22 protein-coding genes and 1 pseudogene are annotated in these 25,618 nt (G+C 44.0%); 5 read left to right on the top strand and 18 right to left on the bottom strand.

Annotation, left to right across the window (positions count from 1 at the left end; translation table 11 throughout):
* Nucleotides 1–252: 252 nt before the first annotated feature.
* The 6 genes from AB6C75_RS17715 to ppsA form a co-directional block, all read right to left on the bottom strand.
* Nucleotides 253–1,575, bottom strand: coding sequence for a CoA-disulfide reductase (locus tag AB6C75_RS17715; protein ID WP_372108474.1), 1,323 nt, complete (start codon nucleotides 1,573–1,575; stop codon nucleotides 253–255).
* Between the two features lie 77 nt (nucleotides 1,576–1,652).
* Nucleotides 1,653–3,059 carry a cation:dicarboxylate symporter family transporter gene (locus AB6C75_RS17710; protein WP_017102501.1) on the bottom strand — a complete coding sequence of 469 codons (1,407 nt, stop codon included), beginning with the start codon at nucleotides 3,057–3,059 and terminating at the stop codon, nucleotides 1,653–1,655.
* Between the two features lie 37 nt (nucleotides 3,060–3,096).
* Entirely contained in the window at nucleotides 3,097–3,480 is a 384-nt protein-coding gene (locus AB6C75_RS17705; protein WP_017111552.1) for a RidA family protein, read from the bottom strand.
* A 24-nt stretch (nucleotides 3,481–3,504) separates the two neighbouring features.
* Nucleotides 3,505–4,170, bottom strand: a complete 666-nt coding sequence (locus AB6C75_RS17700; RefSeq protein WP_372108472.1) for a transcriptional regulator — start codon at nucleotides 4,168–4,170, stop codon at nucleotides 3,505–3,507.
* 489 nt (nucleotides 4,171–4,659) lie between these two features.
* On the bottom strand, nucleotides 4,660–5,997 hold the full coding sequence (locus AB6C75_RS17695) for an MATE family efflux transporter (RefSeq protein WP_372108470.1): 1,338 nt from the start codon (nucleotides 5,995–5,997) through the stop codon (nucleotides 4,660–4,662).
* 212 nt (nucleotides 5,998–6,209) lie between these two features.
* Nucleotides 6,210–8,582, bottom strand: coding sequence for a phosphoenolpyruvate synthase (gene ppsA / locus AB6C75_RS17690; RefSeq protein WP_372108468.1), 2,373 nt, complete (start codon nucleotides 8,580–8,582; stop codon nucleotides 6,210–6,212).
* A 178-nt stretch (nucleotides 8,583–8,760) separates the two neighbouring features.
* Here ppsA and AB6C75_RS17685 point away from each other — a divergent pair, with 178 nt between their 5' ends.
* Nucleotides 8,761–9,594, top strand: coding sequence for a pyruvate, water dikinase regulatory protein (locus AB6C75_RS17685; RefSeq protein ID WP_009846294.1), 834 nt, complete (start codon nucleotides 8,761–8,763; stop codon nucleotides 9,592–9,594).
* Between the two features lie 167 nt (nucleotides 9,595–9,761).
* Here the strand turns inward: AB6C75_RS17685 and AB6C75_RS17680 are convergent, their stop codons facing one another.
* The 5 genes from AB6C75_RS17680 to AB6C75_RS17660 form a co-directional block, all read right to left on the bottom strand.
* A complete protein-coding gene (locus tag AB6C75_RS17680) occupies nucleotides 9,762–10,934 on the bottom strand; it encodes a trypsin-like serine protease (protein ID WP_372108466.1) in 1,173 nt (390 codons plus the stop codon).
* Nucleotides 10,934–11,611 (bottom strand): hypothetical protein, encoded by a 678-nt coding sequence (locus tag AB6C75_RS17675; protein WP_372108465.1) that lies wholly within the window; start codon nucleotides 11,609–11,611, stop codon nucleotides 10,934–10,936. The genes AB6C75_RS17680 and AB6C75_RS17675 overlap by 1 nt, the downstream gene beginning before the upstream one ends.
* A 312-nt stretch (nucleotides 11,612–11,923) precedes the next feature.
* Entirely contained in the window at nucleotides 11,924–12,556 is a 633-nt protein-coding gene (gene grxB / locus AB6C75_RS17670) for a glutaredoxin 2 (RefSeq protein ID WP_372108463.1), read from the bottom strand.
* Between the two features lie 349 nt (nucleotides 12,557–12,905).
* Nucleotides 12,906–13,067, bottom strand: a complete 162-nt coding sequence (locus AB6C75_RS17665; RefSeq protein ID WP_009846296.1) for a hypothetical protein — start codon at nucleotides 13,065–13,067, stop codon at nucleotides 12,906–12,908.
* 163 nt (nucleotides 13,068–13,230) lie between these two features.
* The gene (locus AB6C75_RS17660) at nucleotides 13,231–14,211 is read right to left on the bottom strand and encodes a Gfo/Idh/MocA family protein (RefSeq protein WP_372108462.1); all 981 of its coding nucleotides are present in this window, start codon (nucleotides 14,209–14,211) and stop codon (nucleotides 13,231–13,233) included.
* Nucleotides 14,212–14,814: 603 nt separating this feature from the next.
* Between AB6C75_RS17660 and AB6C75_RS17655 the strand changes: the two genes are divergently transcribed.
* The 3 genes from AB6C75_RS17655 (at nucleotide 14,815) to AB6C75_RS17645 (ending at nucleotide 17,061) form a co-directional block, all read left to right on the top strand.
* Nucleotides 14,815–15,591, top strand: a complete 777-nt coding sequence (locus AB6C75_RS17655; RefSeq protein ID WP_009846298.1) for a glycosyltransferase family 25 protein — start codon at nucleotides 14,815–14,817, stop codon at nucleotides 15,589–15,591.
* Between the two features lie 211 nt (nucleotides 15,592–15,802).
* A complete protein-coding gene (locus AB6C75_RS17650) occupies nucleotides 15,803–16,285 on the top strand; it encodes a GNAT family N-acetyltransferase (RefSeq protein ID WP_009846299.1) in 483 nt (160 codons plus the stop codon).
* A 2-nt stretch (nucleotides 16,286–16,287) separates the two neighbouring features.
* Entirely contained in the window at nucleotides 16,288–17,061 is a 774-nt protein-coding gene (locus AB6C75_RS17645) for a murein L,D-transpeptidase family protein (RefSeq protein WP_372049794.1), read from the top strand.
* Nucleotides 17,062–17,165: 104 nt separating this feature from the next.
* Here the strand turns inward: AB6C75_RS17645 and AB6C75_RS17640 are convergent, their stop codons facing one another.
* The 7 genes and pseudogenes from AB6C75_RS17640 to AB6C75_RS17610 all read right to left on the bottom strand — a co-directional run bounded on the left by AB6C75_RS17640 (nucleotide 17,166) and on the right by AB6C75_RS17610 (nucleotide 24,367).
* A complete protein-coding gene (locus tag AB6C75_RS17640; protein WP_017096485.1) occupies nucleotides 17,166–17,903 on the bottom strand; it encodes a sulfite exporter TauE/SafE family protein in 738 nt (245 codons plus the stop codon).
* Nucleotides 17,904–18,062: 159 nt separating this feature from the next.
* Complete coding sequence (locus AB6C75_RS17635) at nucleotides 18,063–18,782, bottom strand: glycerophosphodiester phosphodiesterase family protein (RefSeq protein WP_372108459.1); 720 nt, start codon at nucleotides 18,780–18,782, stop codon at nucleotides 18,063–18,065.
* 56 nt (nucleotides 18,783–18,838) lie between these two features.
* Nucleotides 18,839–20,157, bottom strand: a pseudogene (locus tag AB6C75_RS17630) (sn-glycerol-3-phosphate import ATP-binding protein UgpC).
* Nucleotides 20,147–20,989 (bottom strand): sn-glycerol-3-phosphate ABC transporter permease UgpE, encoded by an 843-nt coding sequence (gene ugpE / locus AB6C75_RS17625; RefSeq protein ID WP_009846304.1) that lies wholly within the window; start codon nucleotides 20,987–20,989, stop codon nucleotides 20,147–20,149. The pseudogene AB6C75_RS17630 and the gene ugpE overlap by 11 nt, the downstream one beginning before the upstream one ends.
* A gap of 38 nt (nucleotides 20,990–21,027) precedes the next feature.
* A complete protein-coding gene (locus tag AB6C75_RS17620) occupies nucleotides 21,028–21,909 on the bottom strand; it encodes an ABC transporter permease subunit (RefSeq protein ID WP_372108457.1) in 882 nt (293 codons plus the stop codon).
* A 289-nt stretch (nucleotides 21,910–22,198) separates the two neighbouring features.
* On the bottom strand, nucleotides 22,199–23,491 hold the full coding sequence (locus tag AB6C75_RS17615; protein WP_372108455.1) for an extracellular solute-binding protein: 1,293 nt from the start codon (nucleotides 23,489–23,491) through the stop codon (nucleotides 22,199–22,201).
* A gap of 273 nt (nucleotides 23,492–23,764) precedes the next feature.
* Complete coding sequence (locus AB6C75_RS17610) at nucleotides 23,765–24,367, bottom strand: 2OG-Fe(II) oxygenase (protein WP_102250229.1); 603 nt, start codon at nucleotides 24,365–24,367, stop codon at nucleotides 23,765–23,767.
* A 387-nt stretch (nucleotides 24,368–24,754) separates the two neighbouring features.
* Here AB6C75_RS17610 and AB6C75_RS17605 point away from each other — a divergent pair, with 387 nt between their 5' ends.
* A complete protein-coding gene (locus tag AB6C75_RS17605) occupies nucleotides 24,755–25,543 on the top strand; it encodes an MBL fold metallo-hydrolase (RefSeq protein ID WP_102250230.1) in 789 nt (262 codons plus the stop codon).
* Nucleotides 25,544–25,618: the final 75 nt, after the last annotated feature.

The following is a 25,618-nucleotide window of genomic DNA, read 5'->3' as shown; positions in this document are numbered from 1 at the left end:
AAACCGGCAACCGTTAATAGCGGTTCTAGGGTTCAAATCCCTATCCCTCCACCACCATTAGAAAGCCCGCTGAGAAATCAGCGGGCTTTTTTACATCTTAAATTTGCAAAAAGAGAGCTCAAAAATACTAGTTAAGTCGTTATCTTATCTAGTTATAAGGTTCGTAGAGTTAAGGGATTAAAAAAGCAGAGCGTAATCGCTCTGCTTTGATGTCTCAATGAATACTCTTTGGAAATTGTATAGTCAGCTCTCTTACTTAGCGACGTTACCTGCCACGTTTAAAGCATCCCAAGTACGTGAAAAAGGTGGGGCATAACAGAAATCCATGTAGCCTAGTTGTTGAGTAGTCATCTTGGCTGTGATCGCTACGACCAGTGCATTGATGCGGCCAACGGCTCCTTTCTTACCTACTATCTCACCACCTAGCAGGACCTTCGTTTCTGGGTGATAAACCAGCTTTACCTTGATGTCTTCTTGACCAGGGTAGTAATCGGTTTGGTTCTTATCTGAAATGGTCGATACTTTCACATCCAAGTTATGTTCTTTCGCTAGAAGTTCATTTACGCCAGTACACGCCAGCTCGTAATCGAGTACTTTCAAACAAGACGAACCTAAGAAGCCTGACATATAGGTATCTTTACCTGCTAGCTTGTCAGCCATCATACGCGCTTGCTTATTGGCTGTTGTTGCTAGAGGAACATAAACGGGTTTGCCTAGTGCCATATGATGGACAACGGCACAGTCACCTACTGCGTGGATGTAAGCATCTTCAGTGGCACCATATTCATTTACCAACAACGCGCCATTTGGAGCTTTTGGTAATTCAAATACTTCAGTATTTGGTTTGAAGCCGAGTGACAGGATAACGACATCAGCTTCTACGTTGCCGTTATCGGTTTCTACGATGTAACCGCCTTGCTCCGCATCGCGAATTGCAGACACGCTGCACCCTGTTTTTAGCTCTGCACCTGATTCACGAATCGCACCTTCGACTACTTCAATGATTTCTGGGCTGAACTGACGGCTCATGATGTGTTGTTCACGTTCGATGATCGTCACGTGTTTGTCTAAGCCGTGCGTAGCATCGAATACTTCCAGGCCGATAAAACCAGCCCCAATAACGCACACACGCTGCTTGTCAGCATCCTTTAGCGCTTCTTTAACCGCCAAGCCGTCTTCCATGCTTGTTAGTGTGTATACGTGTTCTGGATTGAATTCACCGAATGGTGGAACGATTGGTCGTGCACCTGTTGCAATGACCAACATATCGTAATCGATGACGCTTTCTTCATTTTGGTGACGCACCGTAATTTGCTTTTCAGTGCGGTCGAACGACACCATTTCTGTGTCTACACGAACATCTAAACCTGATTTGATGGCTTGTTCTGGTGTACGGGAGATCATCCGTTCGGTGTCATCAAACATGCCGCCTGCAAAGTAAGGTAGGCCACAGGCTCCGAAAGAGATGTAGCTACGCTTATCTAAAACGATGACTTCGTCTGATGGTTGATTACGTTTGTATTTTGCTGCGAAACTCATACCCGCGGCGCTACCGCCTAGAACAACAACTTTCATATTTACTACCTAAATAACCTGAACTCAGGAAAAACAGAAGAGCACTCACGTGGAGTGCTCTTAATTAAGTTTGAGAATTATACTGCTGCTTCTTTTGATACTGTCGCTGTAACGTCAGCGTCGTATTGTTCAGTATCCAGTGAGCCATTCTTCTTCGCTGTAAGAACGCCTGACAACATAGAGCCAGAGATGTTCAGCGCGGTACGAGCCATGTCAATTAGCGCTTCGATAGATACTAGAATCGCGACTACTGTGATGTCTAGACCCATGATGGTCAGTACCGCTACTGCTGCGAACGTTGCACCGCCACCAACACCCGCGATACCGAATGAAGCAATTGCGATAACAGCGATCAGTTGTAGGATAAAGCTCAAGTCTACAGGCATGCCCATGACCTGTGCCGCCATGATTGCTAGCATTGCTGGGTAGATACCGGCACAACCGTTTTGACCGATACTGGTACCGAATGTCGCTGACATGTTTGCTGTTTCTTCGTCTACACCTAGGCGCTGAGTTTGTGTTTCAACGTTTAGTGGAATAGCTGCCATGCTTGAACGAGACCCGAAACCGAACACGAGTACTGGCCAGATTTTCTTCATGAACTTGGCAGGAGAAAGACCGAACATTGACACCATGACGAAGTGGATGCCGAACATAACGCCAATTGCTACGTAGCTTGCTAGAAGGAAGCGGCCCATCTCTGCAAGTGCGAATAGGTCGTTGGTCATCATGAACGTGGTCATCAGAGCGAATACACCGTAAGGCGTTAGCTTGAGGATTTCACGAACCATTGAAAGCACCACTTCTTTTGCAGAGTTGATGAAATCAACGAAGTTTTGCACTTTCTCTGGCTTACGGTTTTTCACTTGAAGGATGCAGTAACCAAGGAACATGCCGAACAGTACAGTTGATAGCGTAGAAGTACGCTGAGAGCCCGTTAGCATGTCGAAGATGTTGGTTGGAATGATAGACAGAGCCATACCAGACAGACCGCTGCTCGCCATCGCATCTTGTGTTGCGACCAGAGAATCACCGCGAGCTTCAATCGCACTGTTTGTGCCGATTGTGCTTACTAGCGCGTTCGCATCGATACCAAATAGGTAAATACTTGCGATACCTACGGCTGCTGAGATTGCACAAGTGAAAAGTAGAATACCGATGATTTTTGGTGCGATTCGAGATAGCGCACCACCGCCTTCGACGTTCATGATCGAAGAGATCATCGCCACGAATACCAGTGGGATAACGATCATTTGTAGAAGTTTGATGTAGCCTTTACCGAACACTGAAATCAGTTCAGCAAAGCCAGATGTCGCAACGTTGCCGACACCGAAAACAAGTTGAATTGCGCCACCGAACAACAAGCCAGCAGCAAGCGCACTCAGTACGCGGAAGTTAAAACTTTTCTTTTGCTTTTTGAAGTTCGACAGCAGTGCGTAGAACCCAAAGAACAGTACACTTAATGCGATAAATGAAACGCTCATGAGAATCTCCTATGATACCCATTAATACCTAAATCGGTTATTTTTTGTATGCGATGGCTTCAACTTCAACCAGTGCGTCTTTTGGTAATCTTGCTGCTTCAACACAAGAGCGAGCAGGTGCATTCTCTGTACCAAACACCTCTGTATACACTTCGTTAAATGCTACGAAGTTCTCCATGTCTGATAGGAAGCAGGTTGTCTTCAGCACGGTGTCCAGTCCCGCATTACTTGCTTCTAATACAGCTTTTAAGTTTTCTAGAGACTGACGAGCTTGCTCTTTGATGCCGCCCTCAACAAACTGCATGGTTTCTGGAACAAGAGGTAATTGACCTGATGTATAAACCATGTCGCCGTAAGACGTACCTTGTGAGTAAGGGCCGATAGCTGCAGGTGCTTGTTCAGTGGCAATGATCTGTTTCACGATGTAACTCCTAAATTATTGGTTTTATTCTGATTTAAATTCACGGATAAACTTGTAAACCGCCTGACGGCTGATCCCAATCTGCTCTGATACTTGTGTAGTCGTCTCTTTTAGCTCAAATACGCCGTTATCAAATAAACAACGGATGATGGCTTTATTACGACCTTTGCAGGAAACCGACTCGTCTAGGTCAACCTCGTTAATGGCTGAACTCAATGCTTGTTGAATGACGTCGTTTGCATTGTTGCTGAATGTCTCGCTTACAATGGTTTGCGGCACATTGCACTGCGGCATCAACGTTTTGACGATTTCTGGGAATGGGAAAGATAAGTTCATGTTGATACACAGCATGCCGATAGGTTTTTGCTGTGGACCAGCCAGCACACAGGTGGTTGATTTCAGTAGGGACCCATCTGCTGCGTTGGTGAAATAGCTCTTCGGAGAAACTTCGCCAGTTTTCTCGAACGTGCTCCACATGCGTAAACCTAAATCGGTGATCGGTGAACCAATTTCACGACCCGTATGATGACCATTGACGATCTTCACTACTGAGTTTTCTAAGCTTTCAAATGAATGGATGACCACTTCGCAGTAAGGACCAATCAAATCGGCGATAGTGTCTGCTAAGCGGAAGTAATTGCTTAAGCATTCTCTGTCTTCATCGGTGAATCGAACTTGTTTTACATTCATGATTTCGGTTTACATTTTTGAACTCAATAACTGAAATCTACTCCTTTGGTGGTATTCCCACAAGATGCGGTAAACTTCTGTAAACCTGAAGTGAGCGTTCAAAACATCAACAAATCGTAAGTTTTAGACCTATATCACGAGCGGAATTTGAACAAGATCACAAAAGGTAGCCAAATGAGGTTTAATTTCTTAAACCGCATCAAGGTTTACATATTTAAAACCAAAGGTTGCATTTTTGAACCCTTTGATGATCTAGGACAAGTTATAAGGAAAGGCGAAAAGTTGGATTAATTGGCGTTGTAAATGCATGTCAATCAAGCATTTACCTTGCGAATGTGGTGGTAAGTAAAGATAGGTGGTTAATTGAAAATGAGGTTGTATTAGAGAGTTAAATTCACAAAAAACAGCTTTTTAATAGGATGCAAACTAGGATTTAGACCCTAAAAAAGCAGCTGAAGTTGCTGCTTTATTTTGGAGTGTTCTGTTTGATTATTCGCTTGGCAGTTTAAGCTCGACTTGTTTTAGCGCGCGCTGATACATAAACCATGCACAGGTTCCGGCAAGTAGATTACCTACCATTGCGCCCCAAAATAGGCCTTCAATACCAGCAAGCTGCGAACCAACCCACAAGCAAGGCAAGAAGAAGGCGAACAGGCGCAGCGCTGAAATCGTCAAGGCGGTATAGGACTTGCCCAGAGCGTTAGATACGGAAACCATTAGCATACAGATTCCTAATGGCCCTAAGCTAATAGGTACGATCAGTAGGTGATAGTTTAAAATCGTCGAGACTTCGCTTTCACTGGTCATTAGGCTTGCCAGTCCGCCTGAGAATAACCAAGTCACCAGTGCAATCACCAATTGGAAACCCAATACGAACATCACCGCAATCTTAACGAGCTTACGTATGTTTTCGAGATTGTTCTCTCCCAACATGCGGCCAATCATCGGAGGCATCGACATCGTTAGTGCTAGCACAGCGACAATCGAGAAGAATTCAAAACGTGAACCCAATGCCCAAGCTGCAACGGCAGCTGTGCCATAGCCAGCAAGCAGCTTAGTGGCGAACATGGATGAAACAGGTGGCAGCAGCTGACTGATCATCGCAGGCCCCATGATGTTACCAATGGAGCGAACACTCTTGCTGATGTCGAGGTCGTGCCAGTCGAAGGTCATCCAATGCTTCTTGGTGACCTTTGGTGCAACGATAAAGATACCCGCACCGAACGCCAAGATGGTCGCAATGGCGGCTCCATTGATGCCCATGTCGAGCGTAAAGATGAAAATCGGGTCCAATATTAAGTTGATGATACTGGTCGCGATCATCATTGAACCGGGTAGCATGGTATTACCATTGGCACGACACACACTGTAGAAGAAGTAGAGCAACGCACCTGTCCAAGAGCTGACTAGCCAATAGATCCAATAAGTATCAATGATTGGCAATACCGTCGGTGGCGCATCCAACAACTGTAAAATAGGCCCACGCAATAGGTAGATGATGACGGAGAAAAGCGCAACACTCACGCTGCCCATCGCAATCACTAATCCACCTAGTTGCTTAGCGTAGCGCGTTTCATTCGCGCCAATGGCTCTAGCGATTACCGCGGTTGTCGCGATACCTAACCCGACCTGAATACCAATGATGATCATCTGTATTGGAAGCGTGAAGCCTTGAACAGCGAGCGGCAGCACGCCCAGTTGGCCAATAAAAGCACTGTCGACAAGCTGGAAGCTCATTAGGGAAAGCACCCCAAACAGCATTGGCCATGTCATTGTATAGAGTTGTCGGCCAAGAGAAGGCGAGGGAGTTGCGGTAGTCGAATTCATAACGCTCTTATCAGTCTTGAAGTTAGGTTTGTATTGGTGACAAACCTCTCAATGAAGAATTGTGTAAAGGATAACGTAAGGTCAGCTCGATACCAATGTTTGTTATGCTAGGCAGGTTATCTTTGTTGGCTTTCGGTGAACAAAAAAGCCAGTCGCGATGACTGGCTTTGTTATATCTACTTTCTGTTGTATCTACTTGTTGGCGCTAAGCGTTACTTATTCGCAACGTTACCCAGTTTCAACCAAGTATCGATAACCGTGTCTGGGTTCAATGAAACCGAGCTGATGCCTTGTTCCATCAACCACTCCGCTAGGTCGTCATGGTCAGATGGGCCTTGGCCACAAATACCTACGTATTTACCCGCTTTAGCTGCTGCATCGATTGCCATTTTCAGCATCGCTTTCACCGCTGGGTTACGCTCATCGAATAAGTGTGCAACGTCACCTGAATCTCGGTCTAGGCCAAGTGTCAGCTGTGTCATGTCATTTGAACCGATAGAGAAACCATCGAAGTACTTCAAGAACTCATCAGCCAAAATCGCATTTGATGGAAGCTCACACATCATGATGACTTTCAGGCCTTGGTCGCCACGACGTAGGTTAAACTTAGCCAGAATATCGATAACCGATGCCGCTTCACTTGGAGTACGCACGAATGGGATCATGATTTCAACGTTCTTTAGTCCCATCTCGTTACGAACACGTTTTAGCGCTTGAGTTTCAAGCTCGAAACAGTCTTCAAATACTGGAGAGATGTAACGAGATGCACCACGGAAGCCCAGCATTGGGTTCTCTTCATGTGGTTCAAACGTTTTACCGCCAACAAGGTTGCTGTACTCGTTCGACTTGAAGTCAGACATACGTACGATCACACGCTTAGGCCAGAATGCAGAAGCGATAGTCGCAATGCCTTCTGTTAGCTTGCTTACGTAGAAATCGATAGGATCTTTGTAGCCACGAATACGCTGATTGATTTCAGCTTTGATCTCATCCGTTTGCTCATCGAAGTTCAGCAGAGCTTTAGGGTGAATACCGATCATCTTGTTGATGATGAATTCAAGACGAGCAAGGCCAACACCTTCATTCGGGATTTGAGCGAAGTCGAAGGCACGATCTGGGTTACCCACGTTCATCATTACTTTGGTTGGCAGCATTGGTAGCTCATCAACCTCAGAACGTTTGATCTCAAAGTCGAGCTCGCCGTTGTAAACGTAGCCTGTTTCGCCTTCTGAACATGACACTGTTACGGTGTCGCCATCATTCAGGCTGCTTGTCGCGGTACCACAACCAACAATTGCAGGGATACCAAGCTCGCGAGCAATGATTGCTGCGTGACAAGTACGGCCGCCACGGTTAGTGACAATCGCAGAGGCTTTCTTCATCACAGGTTCCCAGTCCGGGTCTGTCATGTCAGTTACCAGCACGTCGCCTTCTTGAACCAGTGACATTTGGTCTAGAGAATCAACCAAGCGAACAGGGCCTGAACCGATACGTTGACCGATAGCACGGCCTTCAACTAAGACATCTGCCTTGTTGTTTAGCTCGTAACGCTCGATAACGTTTTGGTCACTTTGAGAACATACTGTCTCAGGACGAGCTTGAACGATGTAAAGCTTGCCGTCGATGCCATCTTTTGCCCACTCAATGTCCATTGGACGTTGGTAGTGCTTCTCGATGATCATCGCTTGCTTTGCTAGTTCTTTGATCTCTTCATCGTTCAATGAGAACTCGTTACGTTCTTTAGTATCTGTATCGATGATATCAACTTGCTTGCCGATCTCTTGGTTGGTTGAGTAGATCATCTTGATCAACTTAGAACCAAACGTCTTTTTAACAACTGGGTAGTGACCCGCTTCTAGCATTGGCTTATGAACGTAGAACTCATCTGGGTTCACCGCGCCTTGTACGACCATTTCACCTAGGCCCCAAGAAGAGGTGATGAATACCACTTGGTCGAAGCCTGATTCAGTATCAAGCGTGAACATCACACCTGAAGAAGCTTTGTCTGAGCGAACCATGCGCTGGATGCCCGCAGACAATGAAATGCCACGGTGATCAAAGCCTTGGTGTACTCGGTAAGAGATGGCGCGATCGTTAAACAGTGAAGCGAACACGTGTTTCGTTGCTTCGATAACCGCATCGATACCTTTCACGTTAAGGAAGGTTTCTTGTTGGCCTGCAAAAGAAGCATCTGGAAGGTCTTCAGCTGTTGCCGATGAGCGAACCGCAACAGACAATTCTTCGTTGCCTTCAATCAGTTCGCGGTAGTTATCACGGATATCTTGCTCTAGTGATTCTGGGAAGGGTGCGTCTAGAACCCATTGTCGAATTGTTGCACCTGTCTTACGCAGTGCGTCAACGTCTTCAACATCAAGTTCATCAAGGAGTTGGTGAATGCGCTCATCAAGACCTTTGTAGTCAAGAAAGTTGTTAAACGCATAAGATGTGGTAGCAAAACCATTAGGTACTGATACGCCAGCGTTGGCCAGGTTAGAAACCATCTCGCCAAGTGAAGCATTCTTACCGCCGACTTTGTCGACATCTTCCATGGAAAGGCCATTGAACCATAGGGTGTTATTTTGCATTTATTTCTCCAGAAACATAGCAAGCATTGTAGGGATTTAAAGGCAAACGATTACGTATCAGTTTAAAAAAATGTAAATTATTTTCTAAAGCTGTGGGGGACGTAATAGTCAGCAGGGTTTCGTTATATATATTATGGTTCCCATCCTACTCAAAATAATTTTAAACATTAAATAAAAAATGCAAATTGATATCCAAAGTCGTGATGTATTCTATGTTTCTGATGGAACGGCTATAACATGTGAGACTTTAGGGCATGTTGTTCTAGGTCAATTCCCATTCGAAGCTAATGAAAAAACCTTCCCGTTTGTCGAAAGTGAAGACAAACTTTCTGATTTATTGAAAGAGATCGAGATTTCATATCGAGCAACAGGCCATGAACCTTTGGTCTTTTTCTCGATTGTGATTCCGGAGATAAAACTCAAGCTGTTAGATGCGCCTGCGCATTGTTATGACGTGTTAGAAAGTATCGTGCAGAAAGTGCAAGATGATACGAAAATGGCGCCTAAGCCGAAGCTGCAGCGTTCTCGTAGCGTCAATAAAGACTCGGACAAATACTTCGACCGTATTGCTGCTATCGAATACACGTTAGCGCACGACGACGGTATTACTTTAAAAGGCTTGGAAGAGGCAGACATTATCTTGTTGGGAGTCTCTCGCAGCGGTAAAACGCCAACGAGCTTGTACATGGCAATGCAGTTTGGTTTACGCGTCGCAAACTATCCGTTTATCCATGATGATATTGCTCGCTTAAGGTTGCTACCGGAATTTGAGATATATCGTCATAAGCTGTTTGGTTTAACCATTGATGCAGAAAGGCTCACTGAAATTCGTGAGAACCGCTTAGCAGGCAGCGAATACGCGAGTGACTCTCAATGTTTGTATGAGCTGCAAACGGTAGAAGGTTTGTTCAGACGTGAAGCCATTCCATACATCAACACCTCGTCACTGTCTGTTGAAGAGATTTCGACACGAATCTTGGAACGTACAGGGTTGCGACGCCGGCTTCTTTGATCTTTCGTTTGTGATCTAGCGATCTTGCTGCTTTATTCGAGGTGGCAATTTCATCAGCGTCCCTGAAAATAACAACCTATTTCTGATAAAGCCGTAAACGTAAAACCCAAGTTAAGTGTATTTTAATAAAAAGCCCCGGCCATAAGGCTGGGGCTAATAATCAAATATTACTGTTCAACCGACTTAACCAAAAAATGATCTATAGTTAAGTTCTCACCCGGTTCAATCAATTTAAACTCTACTTTCACTAAATCGCCTTTTGCTTTAAATGCGTTTAGAGTAAGTTTCAAAGCCTGATCAGTTGCGTCTACATTGTGAGCAACTTGTCGACCATCAATAAATACATCAAAAGGCTTTTGCCCTTTTTCTATTACTGTTTCAATCGTGTAGCTATCGCTCTCTGTCGCATAGAACGCGCTTTGAATACTTCCATCATTTAGCCATTTTGTTTCATTGAAATCAACGTTGCTAGCGCGCCAGTAAGAATAAAATGCATGCAAGTTATCAATATCGTTTTGTGTTTCCGACGTCCATTTGATAGCGTCAAAATCAATTGGCTCGGCATAGCTAAAACCATGCTCTTTCATCGTCTTGTGAATGAATGGTAAACGCGCGATCACATCATCAAATGTATCAGTCCAGCCGCCGATTTCACTGGTGCTATACTGCAAACCAATCTCACCGATTAAGTAAAGTTCACCGTCTTTTTCAATGGTGATGCCTGAACCTGAATCACCATGAATAGTAAGCCAGTTTAAGTCCGCCTTTTCTAATGTACGGAAATCATATGAATATTCAGCAAGCCAGCGATCTTCATATTCACTGTGCATTACCTGTTTAGTTCCGCCGTTTCTGTGGTTGTAATTGCCGTAACCAATTTGATTAACCTGGTAAACTTTCGAGTAATCAAACATCCGCTTTTTAGGTAGTTTTGCTGGCTCGATTTCTGTGATCGGCGTATCTAGTCGAACAAGGGCGAAATCACCAAAACCGCGATCATTTTTATACGGGAAATTGTATTCTCCAAATTGACCCGCCGGATTAGTGCTCGCAACCTTGTGCGTTATCTGCTGATAAACGCCGTTTTCGTCTTTCTCGTATGAATAACAGGTCACAGTGTTTTGATACCCGTCAGATTTCGAGCCGCTTACATGGCTTGCAGTGATGACCCAAAACGGGTCAATTAGCGTTGCTGAACCTGCATTCATCTTACAAGCAAAATCAAACTTTGTTTGCAATGCAAATTCTTTGTGTTGTTGAACTGATCGATCAAGCCGGGTCAAACCAGCGTTTGCAGAAAATGAGGCTAAAACCGCTGTTGCAACTAATAGCTTTTTCATTATTTCACCTCACTTAAATTGATTGCTTCTAGCGCATGGTAAGGGTCGTTATCTTTCCAGCTGAATTGATCGTTCTTTGCTTTATATGTGATTGTTAGCTCATCTGTTGTCGTATGAGTTGAAAACTCGACACTGTTCTTTGTCGTTGATATGTGCGACGGGTAGTAGTTTGTAATGGTTACACAGTCATTTTTCAAACATGCTGTGAACTCTGACATAGCAAGCCAGTTATGTGTATACAGATCTAGCTTGAATTCTCCAGCCTTGCCGGGCTTTACGGTAAACTCAAAGCCACCTCCATGCTTGACGAGAATGGCATGATTTGATTCGTCCAGAAAATCTCTAGAGCTGCCACTGTTCCATAAGTATTCATTGCCGTGAGCTGGTTTTTTAGCTTGGAATTCAAACTTACCAAATGTTTTTACATCGCTAATAAGGTTTGTTTTTGGCTTTGATTGTGAACGGTTTTCACCGTACCAAAAAGCCCAATCTATGCCGTTTAAATCAACAGTATCAACATATCTAAATTCACTATCATTCTCTGTTTTGTATCCGTGAAATTTTGATGTGACTAAAAGCGTTTCGCTTTGTTCTGTAGAAATATTGGAAAGTGTTTCTGTTTCTGATGCAATTGATCCGGCGGAAATCAAAGCAAGTGATAAAAGTTTAAGCCTCATTGTCAGTTCCTTATATATAAAGTTACTGAACTATATGTGGTAATTATGAGATAAATGTAAGCGGTTTGTAAGTGTCTATTTTTATTGAATAAAGATCAAAAATAGCGCCATGATGTCGTGATGGGAATTTGACGATCTATATATCTAAGACAATTTTGATTCATCCCATTCAAACCGTTTCTCGGCTTCTTGAGTTCTGATTCATGCTACTTTCCAATTTTCTGATTGGGCATTGTCCGCTTTATCTAGGACGGGTCAGAAATCAATTTGAAACATAAATAAAAACCGAAGCACTAGGCTTCGGTTTTTAGTCTATTTAAGCAGCCCGACACCAAGCTCCTTGCTTTTGCGTTCCATCCAGTGATCAAGTTCCGGTGGCCATTCAATACTTGGCTCTACGTAGAAACCGCGAAGCATTGAGAAATAAAGAGCTTGATCAACCAAAGGTAGCGATGATTCACCATTCTCTAGTTCCAATAGAAGCTCTGCATCTTTCAGCAATGGGTTAATCAGTTGAACGTATTGTGGGGTCTTTTCTAAGAGCTCTTCAAAATTAAAGCCTTCGGTCTCTTTACTAACACGCCAAGCTTCTTTTGCTCCAGCCGAACGATATTCAGCCAAGTCGAGGTTCCACCACCGTGGGCGTCCGATCTGTTGAGTGAGAGGGAAAGATCGGCTTTGGAAAAGAGTAGCCTGCTCTGAAGGTTCACGTTGCTCATCATTTGATTTCAAATCCATGAAATAAGCAATGATGTCTAGGCTTTCGGCCATAATAGAACCATCGTCTTTCTGTAAGACGGGCACCATTTTTTTACCGATCAGATCGATAAGGGTTTGGGCATCATCATAATCCACAGAAACAAGTTCGATGTTCAAGCCGAGAGATTGAGCAATGTAGGCAACTCTTGCACAGAAAGGGCAGTGGTCGTAAATGTAAAGCTTCATAGCTTCCCTCATTTATGGTCATTACAAGTATAAGATAATGCTAATGTACCAGAAACTCTTACGAATACTAAGCATCAATAAATGCCAAGTTCCAGTAAACGCTTAGCACTAATAAACAGCATGCACTAACAGACAATAAGTATTTAGTGTAGATACTCTTTACTGAATTCTATTGTCCGTTGGATTGGACTTTATTGTAATGAGTAAATTTAGTGGGGAAACTAGTGGGTAAATTACAGGCACAAAAAAGGCTCTGGTTGCTCACTCTAATGCAGAAGAATGAAGTCAGCCAAAGCCTCAATTTTGTTACCTTTAGCAGAGTGACTACTAAAAGAGCGGAGCGGTTAAACTATGCTTTTTTAAGGTCTTTTGCAGGGTAAGTAAGCGTCATTATTGCGCCTTCTACTGTTGTAACATGAACGTAGCCACCACCAGCACTTAGGCCAATTACTACCATTTCACCTAGCTCAACACCTTTTGTTGCAACAACGCGATCATCAACTGAAAACACTTTACACACCTTCAATAAAATAAATAAATACGACAGATATCGAACGCGGATTTAAACAGATGGTATCCCAATCAACTAATCCGGTTATTTGTCGTAAAGATTAAATTTAGTTATGCATAAATCGGCATTTCTTAAAAATCAGTTGGTTAACATGCTTGGGGTGTTATTTGTCGGCGGGATAAACGACACCAACTTGTTGACGCATATCTGTAATCAACTTTGCAACGGTTAAAGCACGTAGTTTGGCTTGAGCTTGTGTACTTTTGTCACCAGCAATGCAGTTTGCAAAGGCTTGGGCCTCGTAACTCATGGAGTTTTCTCTTTGTGCTTGAGTAAGGTTTTCTACCGTGCCATCACGATAGCGAATCTTAACGTCGGTGCATTCTGCAATGTGATCGATGATGATCGATCCCTGTTCGCCTTGGATCTCGCTTGGTACGTAAGAGTCGCTGACTTTAGAGTGCGCAAGGGTTACATCAAATTCTGGATACTGGAAGATCGCACAGCCATGCGCATCCACACCTGAGTCAAGTAGCTTTGCCGAAGCCTGTGCATTCTCAGGTTCACCAAACAGAGCAACAGTCGCGGCTACGCAGTAGAAGCCAATATCGACTAATGAACCATTAGAGAAAGCTGGGTTGAAGGTGTTTGGGTTCTCGCCGTTTAGGTATTTCTGGTAACGCGATGAATATTGACAGTAGTTGATGTACGCTTTATGCACTTTGCCTATCTTTTTTAAGCCGAGTTGAACTTGCTCAAAGTTCGGTAGATACTGAGATTTATACGCCTCAAACAGCACCACACCGTTCTTCTGAGCGACCTCAAACATGTGTGTTGCTTCTTCAATATTCGATGCGACAGGCTTCTCACAGATGACATGCTTGCCGTGTTCCATCATCAAGATAGATTGCTCGCAGTGCAGTGAGTTTGGTGAAGCGATGTACACGGCTTCAACTGTGTTGTCATTTGCCAATGCGTCGAGTGAGTCATACGTCGTTTCAACGTTAAATTCTTGGGCGAACTGTGCCGCGCTGGCCAGATTTCGTGAATAAACAGCAGCCAACTGCATTGATTGTGACTCATGAGCAGCTTGAACAAATTTCTTTGTAATCCAATTGGTTCCAATTACAGCGAACTTAATCATAAGGTATCCAATAGTTAGTATATTAATTCTATGAAGATAGTAGCACTCAATGGCTAGCATTGTTTCTGAGATTTACGGAACAATTCTCCAAGATCTTTAGCCTGATATTAATATTAACTCGTCTATACCTGAGCTTTGTAGAGCATCATAATAAAGTCTTTTGTTGTGTTGTTTCTGAGGTGGGAGGTGCAGGTTAGTTTCAGTGACCGATTGTATTCTCTCAATTGGTGGTTTATTGGAAGTGTTTAATATAAAAGACTCAATACCCAAAGAATGAAGATCTATTGATTATATCCTCTCGTCAATTCTTAAGAAATATTATACAAGCTGAATTGGTGTGCAATTGTATTCATATGCAATCGCGCAATTAACCTATGGTGTTTTAATATCACTTTGTTTAGTAATTGATAACATTTTAAGACAATAAATGTTATCGATTGGGAGCAATTTACGTTACAGAGTCACGAAGTTGAACATAATTGGAATAATGAACAACATTTGTTTTAGATTGGTTCTAATTATGAGAAATAGGGGGGTTACTTTTGTTGATATTTATATTAATTTATTATGGGTTAAATTATTTGCAATAGGTGTTTTTTTACTGTGAAATCTCTTATTATTGCGCTAGAACGTAAATCTGAACGATTTTTATCCAGCCAAAAGCAACTTTTAAATATTAAGTCTCTAGATATTGAAAAGTTGAGTGCTGTTGATGCTATGTCCTCTAAACCTCATCCTTTGATGGATTTCTATGATGAAACCGCCTTTTATGCACTAAATGGAAGGATCGCTGTTCCTGGTGAGATCGGGTGTTATGGTAGTCACTATTTAGCGTGGGAAAGATGCATTCAGTTAAATCAACCAGTTATTGTCTTCGAAGACGATGTTGTTGTTGATGTCGATGTATTTGAAAAAACGGTTCAATTTGCCAGTAAGCATATTGAAGAGTGTGGTTTTATGAGATTGGAAAATTATTCGACTAAGAGAGAGTATAATTATGTCGTTGAAAATCTCGATGACGAACAAAGTCTAGTGCGACATATTAAAACACCACTATGCACCACTGCCTATATGATCACACCGCATGTGGCGAAAATTTTTATAGAAAAAAGTGAACGATTCCTCTACCCAGTAGATGTCTTCATTAGAAATGTATGGCTTCATAAGCAACCAACTTACGGAATATCTCCTGCAGGATTAACCGGGGGAGAAGGTGGCTCAGTCATTGGGAATCGGTCTTCTAGAACAAAAAAATCACTCCGTATTAAAACTCTAAAATTCTTAAGTAAGTTTAGAGATGTCGCTATGAATGGTTTGTTCAATTTGACCTATACCGTAATAATCAAAAAAAGCAGACCCAAAATGTTTAACGGTTTTTAATCGTTTCTTATCTGATTGATTTTACGTCATTCGTTTAGAACGAACCGAGATTTAGATATAAGAACAGCTCCCAATTGGGAGCTGTTCTTCGTTATCGTGTCATGTAATTAGTGGTATCAAGCTCTAGCTCGAAAGTTTTGTTAAAAGAGTAGGACGGTGCACAGCTAAGCTATTTTTGCTAAGGTGTTATTGAATTTAAAAAGGTAGTGATATGCAAATCCGGAACGCTAAGGTAACTGATATTAGCTCGATCTTAGAGCTCTCTATGCAAATAAATCGTCAACATCATCTTGGTGCCCCTATAGTATTTGCTCCCGCTTCTCATGGCTTGGCTGATAGTGAAGAATATTGGTTGGGATTGATGCTTGATCCGGTTGGCACTTTCTTAGTTGCGGTTGACGCTCAACAGGTTGTTGGTTTCTTGGTGGGGAAGGTAACGCAGAATAAAGGGGTAAGCTTCATTCAGTCTCACAAAATAGCGCGAGTGAATACGATTGTGGTAAACGATCAGGTTCAGAGCCAAGGCGTCGGCAAAGCGTTGATGAAGTCGTTTAATCAGTGGGCGCAAGCGAGCGGTGCTATTGAGCTTAGGTTAGAAGTGATGGAGTTTAATCAGCAAGCTAAGGGTTTCTATGAATCGTTAGGCATGGAAACTCAATCACGAACCATGTCCATGCGCTTTGAGGAGAACTAAAGGTGCGTCTATTTTTGCCTTTATCACTGTGTTTACTGTTTGTAGCTTCGAGTGTGCAAGCTGAAAAGGTTGTGGTTGAAAAGATAATTTCTGACGCGACGGCAATCGAAACCATTGTATTCGAGTCGAAACCGGCTCACTCTCAGCGTGTCTCAACGTCTTCCTCTAACTCAACCTCTTCAGTGATCTCTAATTCCAAACATGTGATTATTGTGGATGATGTTCTTAGCAGTAACTCTGGCGAACAAGTTGCCCAGCTGTCTCAAGGTTCATCTAAACGTCCCCTTCAAAGCTCTTCTCAACAGTCTTACACTCTAACCGGTCCCTCTTCTGAGGCAGACTCTCTGTCGCAAGTGGTTACTTTAGTCAAAGTTGATAAATCGAAGCGTAGAATGTACCTACTTAAGGGTGATGAGGTCATTCAAGAGTTTCGTATTGCGTTAGGGAAACAACCGAAAGGGCATAAACGTTTTGAAGGAGATAACCGAACACCTGAAGGGGAATACCAGCTCGATTATGTGATGGAAGAATCGGATTTTCACCGCTCGGTGCATATCAGCTACCCGCAACCTTCGGATATGCAGTGGGCTGAAGAAAATGATGTCGACTCTGGAGGGAACATCAAGATCCACGGTATTAAAAATGGTGAGCGCCGTTCACCGAGCTTTATTCAAAGCTTTGATTGGACGGATGGTTGTATTGCACTAACCAATCAAGATATGGATGAGTTCATCCAACTCGTAAAAATGGGTACCCCTATCCATATCGAATGGTAGTCATGAGTACCCAATTTTCTTAGTCACTTTCGGAATCTATTCGCGCAGGCAATTAGCGCAGTCAATTCGTGAAACCAACTTCCGTAATTAACCGCTAAAGTCAGTTACAGTATGACTCGACCTGCACTGAATATCGCAATTACGATCAGCAACGCAATGGTGACTGGCTTAAATTTCGCTCCACCAAATCTCTCGAATAGTTTAGAACCCACATAACCGCCAAACATGCTGCTTGGTAACAGTGCAAAAGTAAGCCAGACCACCTCGCGGTCGACTAATCCTGCGATAGATGCCGATACAAACGCACTGGAATCTGCCAACACAAAGAACGCAATCAGGCCAGCTCTGGCTATATGCGGAGCAACTGGGCTTGCCAACGCGTGTGTACCAATCGGAGGCCCTGACATTGAAGCTGCGCCGTTCATTACCCCAGCAAGGCTACCTAGAATATAGGGAGCAAATCTAGGCTCTCTTTTGTACTGGAACCCTTTGTAGATCATAAGTGCAGATGCAAAAATGAAGGCGCTGATGATCAAGATGATCGTGTCTTGGCTAACGGATTTTAGCAGAAGTAGGCCGACCGGAGTGAAGGCCAAACAAGGGACAAATACCTTTGAAACCCAGCGCCAATTCACATGATGTTTAACCTTCGGCAGCAATTGGATATTGCCTAACAGGTCGATCAGCATGAAAACGGGAACCAGTTCGATTACAGGCACGAATAATGCACTTAATGGCAGTGCCACTAAGGTGAAGCCGAAACCTGAGAAGCCACGAACAATAGCGGCAAAAATGAAGATTGCACCCAAAACTGGGAAGGTTGGACTAAAAATGAGATCCATAAATTAAGTAACCAATGAAGCTGTCTAAATAGAGCGAGCGATGAAACCAAGTGAGTAGCGGAATGTACTCCTACTCACTTGTGTTTGCTATCTAATTTTCAGGTTTTTCAGGGTTAATTTTAAAGTCTCTCGGGGGGTACTTTTTCGGTATTTACGAGGTCAATTTATAGGGTTGAATTGATTCGGAAAATCAGTAAATACAGCATCTACTTTTGAGAGAAATTTGAAGCGAGACGGATCATTGACGGTGTAGCACCATGCTTGAATGTTCGCTTCGTTGAGTGTGTCAAGATCGCTCTGCTTCAGATGCTCGTAGTTCATGTGACAACTGAACGCTTTAACCTCATCAATCAGCATAAGATCATCTTGAGTCAGTTGCTCTGTGATCACACCGACACGGTATCTAGGTAAATGACGAGCGATTTCAGCAACGACTTGATGGCTGAAGCTTGAAAGCAAAACTCTGTCGGTGTCTAGATTTGAATGGATCAACTCGGTGTGCAGCAAATCAACGACATGAGGTGCTTGATGTCGGCTATCGACTTTGACCTCTAGGTTGACGCTGAGATCATGCTGCTCAACAAGCGCGAGCAACTCTTCCAGTGTCAGTATTTTTTCTCCCGCGAACTGCTCAGACTTCCAACTGCCAAAGTCAAGCTGACGCAGTTCTGCAAGGGTATGTTCGTCGACACGACCCTTGCCATCGCTGCAGCGCTCAAGCGTGTGGTCATGACAAACCACAAGTTGATCATCCTGAGTGGGCTGAATATCAACTTCAATCCATTTCAAGCCGAGTTTAGCCGCTTGTTCAATGCTTGCTTTGGTATTTTCTGGGTGAGTACCTGCTACACCTCTATGACCTACGATGATAGACGACATAATTAATCCTTCTTAAAGACGCACCGTAAAAACGCATTAAATATCAGTGTACTCGATTAAGCGAGAGCCGTCGTTAAGCTTGTCGCATCTTCGTGTGACTCCTGTGATGTGAAGTTATTTGGGTGAATGCGTTTGCCAAGATTGTCAAAAATATGCAGGTTGGATTTATCGATTCTTAGCCCTAGGGGGACGGCTTGGCACAGTGTCGTTTCGGGTGTTACTGCAATGAAGGGCTGCTCGTTCACCAGACCATGAACCAATTGATTTGGACCCAAAGGCTCAACCACACTGATACGCAGTTCAAGAGGCAAGGTATTCATCATCAATTCTGAACCAATTTCAGAGTGCTCTGGACGAATACCAAGTGTGATAGCTGTATTTTTTACGTGGGCGTACTCGGGTAAGTACATTTGCTGATCACCAATCTCAAGGTATCCGTCATCGAGTGTTGCTGGTAAAAAATTCATTGCAGGGCTGCCAATGAAGCTCGCCACAAAAGTACTGGCTGGCTGGCTGGCTGGTGGTAGACCTCTCGTGGCGTCCCGACTTGCTCTATCTGGCCTTTGTTGAGCACCACGATTCTATCAGCCAGTGTCATGGCTTCGACTTGGTCATGAGTCACGTAAACACTGGTCACGCCAAGTTCGCGTTGCAGTTTTTTGATCTCTAATCTCATGTGAGCACGCAGTGAGGCATCTAGGTTAGACAAAGGTTCGTCAAACAGAAAAAGTTGTGGATCGCGAACGATCGCTCGTCCCATAGCAACACGTTGACGTTGACCACCCGAAAGCTTGGCTGGCTTGCGGTCTAGATATTCTTCGATTTTCAGCGTTTTGGCGACTTTCTCAATTTTCTCTTCAATAAGGTGCTGACTAACACCTCGGTTCTTTAAGCCATAAGCTAGGTTTTTGTAAACCGACATATGCGGGTAGAGCGCATAATTCTGGAAGACCATCGCGATATCACGCTGAGCTGGCTTTTCGTTATCAACACGGCGACCACTTAAATGAATCTCGCCACCAGAAATGCTTTCCAACCCCGCAATGGAACGTAGGATAGAAGACTTGCCACAACCAGAAGGGCCCACCAAAACAAGGAACTCACCCTCATCGATATCAAGCGAGACTCCTTTGACGGCTTGATGGCCGTTTTCATACGTCTTTACCAAGTTTTTGATACCCAGCATGATGGGAGCTTTGCGCGTACGATCGTGAGTGGCTTGGTTGTGCGCTAACGTTTGTTTTAGCTTTGGCATCGGGGTGTCCTCTGTATTTTTGTGGATAGCTTGGTGAGAAGGCTGGTGAGACGTCTTGTACTCATCGAGTGATTGAATGCGGTTATTGTTCATTTGAGTTGTGTCGTTATTATTTTTCACTTTCTACTAGCCCTTTTACAAACCAACGCTGAAATACAACCACCACTAATACGGGTGGCAACATGGCTAAAATCACCATGGCGAAAGCATAGTCATAGCGCGGTAAACTGGTTTCATTGATATTATTGAGTACTTGTTTGATGCCCATCACGATGGTGTTGTAGCCTTCATCGGTAGTCATCATGATCGGCCATAAGTATTGGTTCCAACCCACCACAAACATGATGATGAAAATAGCGGCGATCATGGTTTTAGAAAGAGGCAGCAAGATATCGACAAAGAATCGAAATGGGCCTGCATTATCTAGTTGAGCTGCTTCTAATAATTCATCGGGGATGGTTTTGAAGAATTGCCTGAAAAAGAAGGTCGCGGTGGCTGATGCGATCAAAGGCAGAATCAACCCTGTATAGCTATTAAGAAGACCAAGCCCAGCGACAACTTCATAGGAAGGGATAATACGAACCTCTAATGGCAGTAACAGCGTCACGAAGATCAGCCAAAACCACGCCGTGGCGTAAGGGAGTCTAAAGTAGACCAAAGCAAACGCGGCCATCATCGAAATGATGATCTTACCGATCGCAAAACCTAGCCCCATGATCATCGAGTTGGTGATCATTTTACTGGCGGTGACTTCGCCACTAAAGCCCATGCTTTTGTTCCAAGCTTCGCTATAAATGGCCGTAAAGTTATCGCCCGGTAGCCATTGCAGACCTTCGCTGACAATGGTGTTTGGGTTATGCGTCGAGCTAGCGAAGATGAGCCAGATAGGGACCAACATAAACAGCATCCCAGCAATTAAAATTAGGTGGTCAGAGACCTTATTACTTTTCATAAATAACTCCTGTCGCGTTAAAACCTAGCTGCCGTGGGCTAGTAATGAACACGCTTTTCTACAACGCGAAACTGGATAAATGTAAGAGTGAGTACCAGTAGCAACAACACAACTGACTGAGCAGAGCTGCCGCCTAAATCTGCGCCAACAAACCCGTCTCGATAGACCTTGTACACCAACGACGTTGTGCTGCCACCCGGGCCGCCATTGGTCATGGTGTCTATCACGCCAAAGGTTTCAAAGAACGAGTAGGTGAGGTTGATGACCAGAAGAAAGAAGCCTGTAGGTGCGAGTAGTGGGAAAGTGATGGTCCAGAAACGTTTTGAGTCACTGACACAATCCAACATCGCCGCTTCTTTTACGGCGTAAGAGATTGATTGGAGTCCCGCCAGAAAGTAGATGAAATTCACCGAAACCTGTTTCCACACGGACACCAAAATCAGAGCAAACGTGGCATCAACAGGATCGGTTTGAAAGCTGAAGTCCCAACCCACAACGGAAAATAACTCGGTAAATACACCAATGTGCGGGTTAAACAAGAAAGCGCCGATAACGCCTGCTATCGCGGGTGCGACCGCATAAACCCAAGTGAGTGTGACTTTGTATACGCCTTGTCCATGAATGATATTGTCAGCTTTCACCGCGAGCAGCAGAGCTAAGGCAAGCGAAAGGAAAGAGACCACAATCGCGAACATCAAGGTAAATCCAATCGAGTTCAGGTACTCGCTCGATTCGAATAGCATTTGGTAGTTCTCAAACCATACGAATATCGATGAGGTTCCCCAAGGGTCTTCCAGCATAAATGAAAGGTAAACCGCCTTTGCCGCTGGGTAGATAAAGAAAACCGCAATGATGAGTATCTGAGGTGCCAAAAATAGGTAAGGCAGCGGAGAGTGAAAGAATTGTTGACGTCGTTCCACAGGGTAATCCCTAAAAATAATTACAGTGGCCACTATGAGCGGCTGTTACCACTAGCGCGATATCAAGGTATGCATCCCGTTGAGTTATCATTGTTGGAGCAAGAAATGGCGCTAGGGAAGAGTCTCCTCACGCCTTGCCATAGCGTTTTTTAGCGACGCAGTGACAAGTAGTGAGGAGTGATGAACGGCTCTGATTCGTTAAGCCTTAAGCTTGTGAACAGTTTCGTTTCATTAATCGATCCAGTTTACTGATCGATCTAGTTATTAACCGATCTAGTTATTAACCGATCTAGTTCATCGTTCGAGCGAAGCGCTTTAGTAGTTTGCTGCTCTCATCTTCGACCTTGTCTAGGCTGCTCTCGACACTAGAGCGGCCTGCGAAGATGTTATCGAACTCACGGTGCATCACTTCACGGATCTGCGGGTAATAACCTAGGCGGTAGCCTTTAGTCCACTCGCCCGATTTAAGGCTTAGCTGCTTTACGCCCACTTCCGCGTCTGGCTGTTCTTTGTAGTAACCAGACTCTTTCGCTAGTTCATATGCAGCGGTTGTTACAGGTACATAGCCTGTTGTTTTGTGCCAGTACACTTGAGTTTCAGGCTTAGTCAGGTAGTCAAAGAATGCTGCCACACCTTTGTCTTGTTGTTGGTCATGGCCATTGAGTGCAAACAGAGCTGCACCACCAATGAAGGTTAAGCCAGCATCTGGGTTAACTGATTTCCAGTATGGAAGGTAAGTTGTGCCTAACTCAAAAGGTACGCGGTTACGTAAACCACCGAATGAACCTGAAGAACCCATCCACATCGCCACTTCTTGGCGCTCGAAAGGTGTTTGGTTCGCGTCCCAGTCGCTGCCGTAATACTTGTAGTAACCTAGATCTGACCACTCTTTCATCTTGCTAACGTGCATCATCATGTCTTTGGTGTTGAACATGATCTTAGTGGACAAGCCATCGTAGCCGTTGTTTTGGTCCGCGACCGGTAGATTGTGGCGAGACTTAAAGTTCTCGAACATGATCCACGGTGTGAGAGATTGAGAAAAGGCGATGTGTCCTTCTGCCTTCAGCTTCTTAGCAACCACTTCTAGTTCTTCATAAGTTTTAGGCGCGTCTGCACCCACTTCCGCGAGAAGATCTTTGTTGTAGTAAAGAACCGGTGTTGAACTGTTGAAAGGCATACCAACCATCTTGCCTTGGTTGTCGGCATAGAAGTTACGAACGCCGGCTAGGTAGTCGTTTGAATTAAAGTTGTAACCCGACTCAACCAGAATATCCTGTACCGGTTTCGCGACGCCTTTCGCGTTCATGATGGTTGCAGCACCGGCATCGAAGACTTGCAGAATATTGGGTGCTTCACCTGCTCGGTATGCCGCGATACCCGCTGTTAAGGTCTCTGTGTATGAACCTTTGTAGATTGGCGTGATCTCGTAATCATCTTGTGACGCATTAAAGTCGGTCGCAATTTTGTTTACTGTTTCTCCAAGCTGGCCGCCCATTGCGTGCCACCAAGTGACTTGAGTCGTTGCGAACGCTGGCATTGCCGCTGTCGCAGAAAGAACGCCTGCCAAAATTAGCTTATTCATCTTCGTTTCCTTTTGGATGAAATCGATATAGAGGTATTGAATTTGAGTATTAACGAGACGGTAGGGGTATCGTTTGAAGCTATCTTGAACAGGGTATATTTCACTTACGTGGCTAAACCGTTTCACTGATGTGAAAGATTCATTTCGATTTTATTTAAGAGAAAAGTTATTGATGGTTTTGATGTTTGATGTATTTAGCTTTTAAGACGTTTTTCTGACCAAAAAAGCCTCTCGATGGAGAGGCTAAGAATAAGGTTCGATGTGGATACAGTTTTAGTGCGCGATGTCTAATTGGTTGTCTTTCACGCCGTTAATACGGAACCAACCTGCGATACTGAATCGCTCTGTGTTGGTTGGTAACACTTCATGTGGGAACTGTTCAGACAAGAACACAAACAAACGCCCTGACTTTGGTGGAATGGTCGCAATGTGGTTGTCTTTTAGATCGTAAACCACGAGCTCCCCTGCGTCTTCCTCAGACCATTCGTCATTCATGTAGAACACAGTGGTTAGGCGGCGGTTTTCATTGCCTTTAAAGCAGTCTAAGTGCTTCTGGTAAAAGTCACCTTTTTCGTATTTAGCAAAGTGCGCTTCGTACTCGAACAGACCCAAAAAGAACGCTCTGTTTGTTTCTAAACGAATTTGCTCCATTTTGTCTAGGAACAGAGATGCGGGTTCGCCCATATCACGGCGTACCCACTGAATTTTGTCACTACGAATCGTTGCTTCTCGTGCTACATCATCGTTACGGCCGATCCTAGCCTTTTTCCAGTTCTCTGGAATGCAATCCCTCAATGCCACTACTTCTTCGTGAGTTAAGAAGTCATCCCAAACAAAGTAACCTTGGGTAGAAAGAGCATCGATAAGTTGGTTCATGTATAGCACTCAGACAATAAATTAGAGGCGGATATATAGTCCGAATAACTCAGGTCACCAAATCACATGTTTTATCGTCACGACAAATGATGCTCAGTGCTTAAAGCGCAAGGCTTGTTGAGCAAGGTTTTCGGTAATGTGAGCATTCGATAATGCTGAAAAATATCGGATGAAATTGATGATCATCTTTGGAATGTGCCCTCATTATTCTGAGTTAAATTGGACTTGAGTAACGTTGGATTTGAGTAATTGAGTGGATACCAATGGAAATCTTGATTCGAGCGATCTATCTGGTTTTAGATTGTCGTTTTTAACAAAATGATCACAATTGATGGCGAGTTTGCTATTGTATAGATCTGACCAGTTGTTTTATCACAAGGAGTGGATTTGCAACTTCATACCATCAAAGGCTATATCCAAGACATGTATCTCGTAGAGTACCCTGACAGGTTGCTCTTGCTTGATGGTGCGTGTCGAGCCGACATCCCGCATTTGAAGGCTTTCATCGAAACAGGGCTTATGCGTGATTTTGCTGATCTACATACGGTTGTGGTTACGCACATGCATCCAGACCACGCAGGGGCAGCGCACAAGCTCAGAAAGCTCACGAATTGTAATTTGGTGGCAGCAGATCGAGACAAAGACTGGTATCACGGTATTGATGGTATCTTGATGCATTTGACCGATCTGGCGTTGGCACGATGGATGGCGAATCGATTGGGCAGGCCTAAAGCAAATCTATGGTATTCAAGAAAGTTAAAGCCGGACTACAAGCTATCGGATGGAGACAGCATTCCGGGTTTTGATGACTGGTTGGTTCTGGAAACGCCAGGCCATACCGACAGAGATCTTTCCGTCTATTGCCCATCACACAGTGTCGCCTATGTGGCGGATTTAATGGTCGAGGTCAAAAAGAAGCTGATTCCGCCTTTCCCAATTTTTCATCCCAATAAGTATCGAGAGTCGGTATCCCGTATTTATAACATGCAGCTCGACACCTTGCTGGTGGCGCATGGGGGACAAGTGAATTTGAGTGAGCAAGCGTTTGAACATCTGTTGATGAGTGCGCCAAGAAGGCCCGTGACACATTGGCGAGTGACTAAAATCAAACTCAAAGGTTTGGTTAAATCTGTTTGGCGATTTGGGTTTAAAGATAAAAAAAATCGCCATAAATAATAAAGGCCAGTCTCAAAGACTTAATGCCGATCGTTTAAGAAGACTTGAACGATCTTGCAGTTAGCAGATAATCCC

Origin of the sequence: Vibrio sp. 10N.237.312.B06 (assembly GCF_041464685.1) — a bacterium.
GTDB lineage: Bacteria > Pseudomonadota > Gammaproteobacteria > Enterobacterales > Vibrionaceae > Vibrio > Vibrio tasmaniensis_A.
Note: the sequence above shows the minus strand (reverse complement) of the source record. Positions and strands in the feature narration are given on the sequence as shown.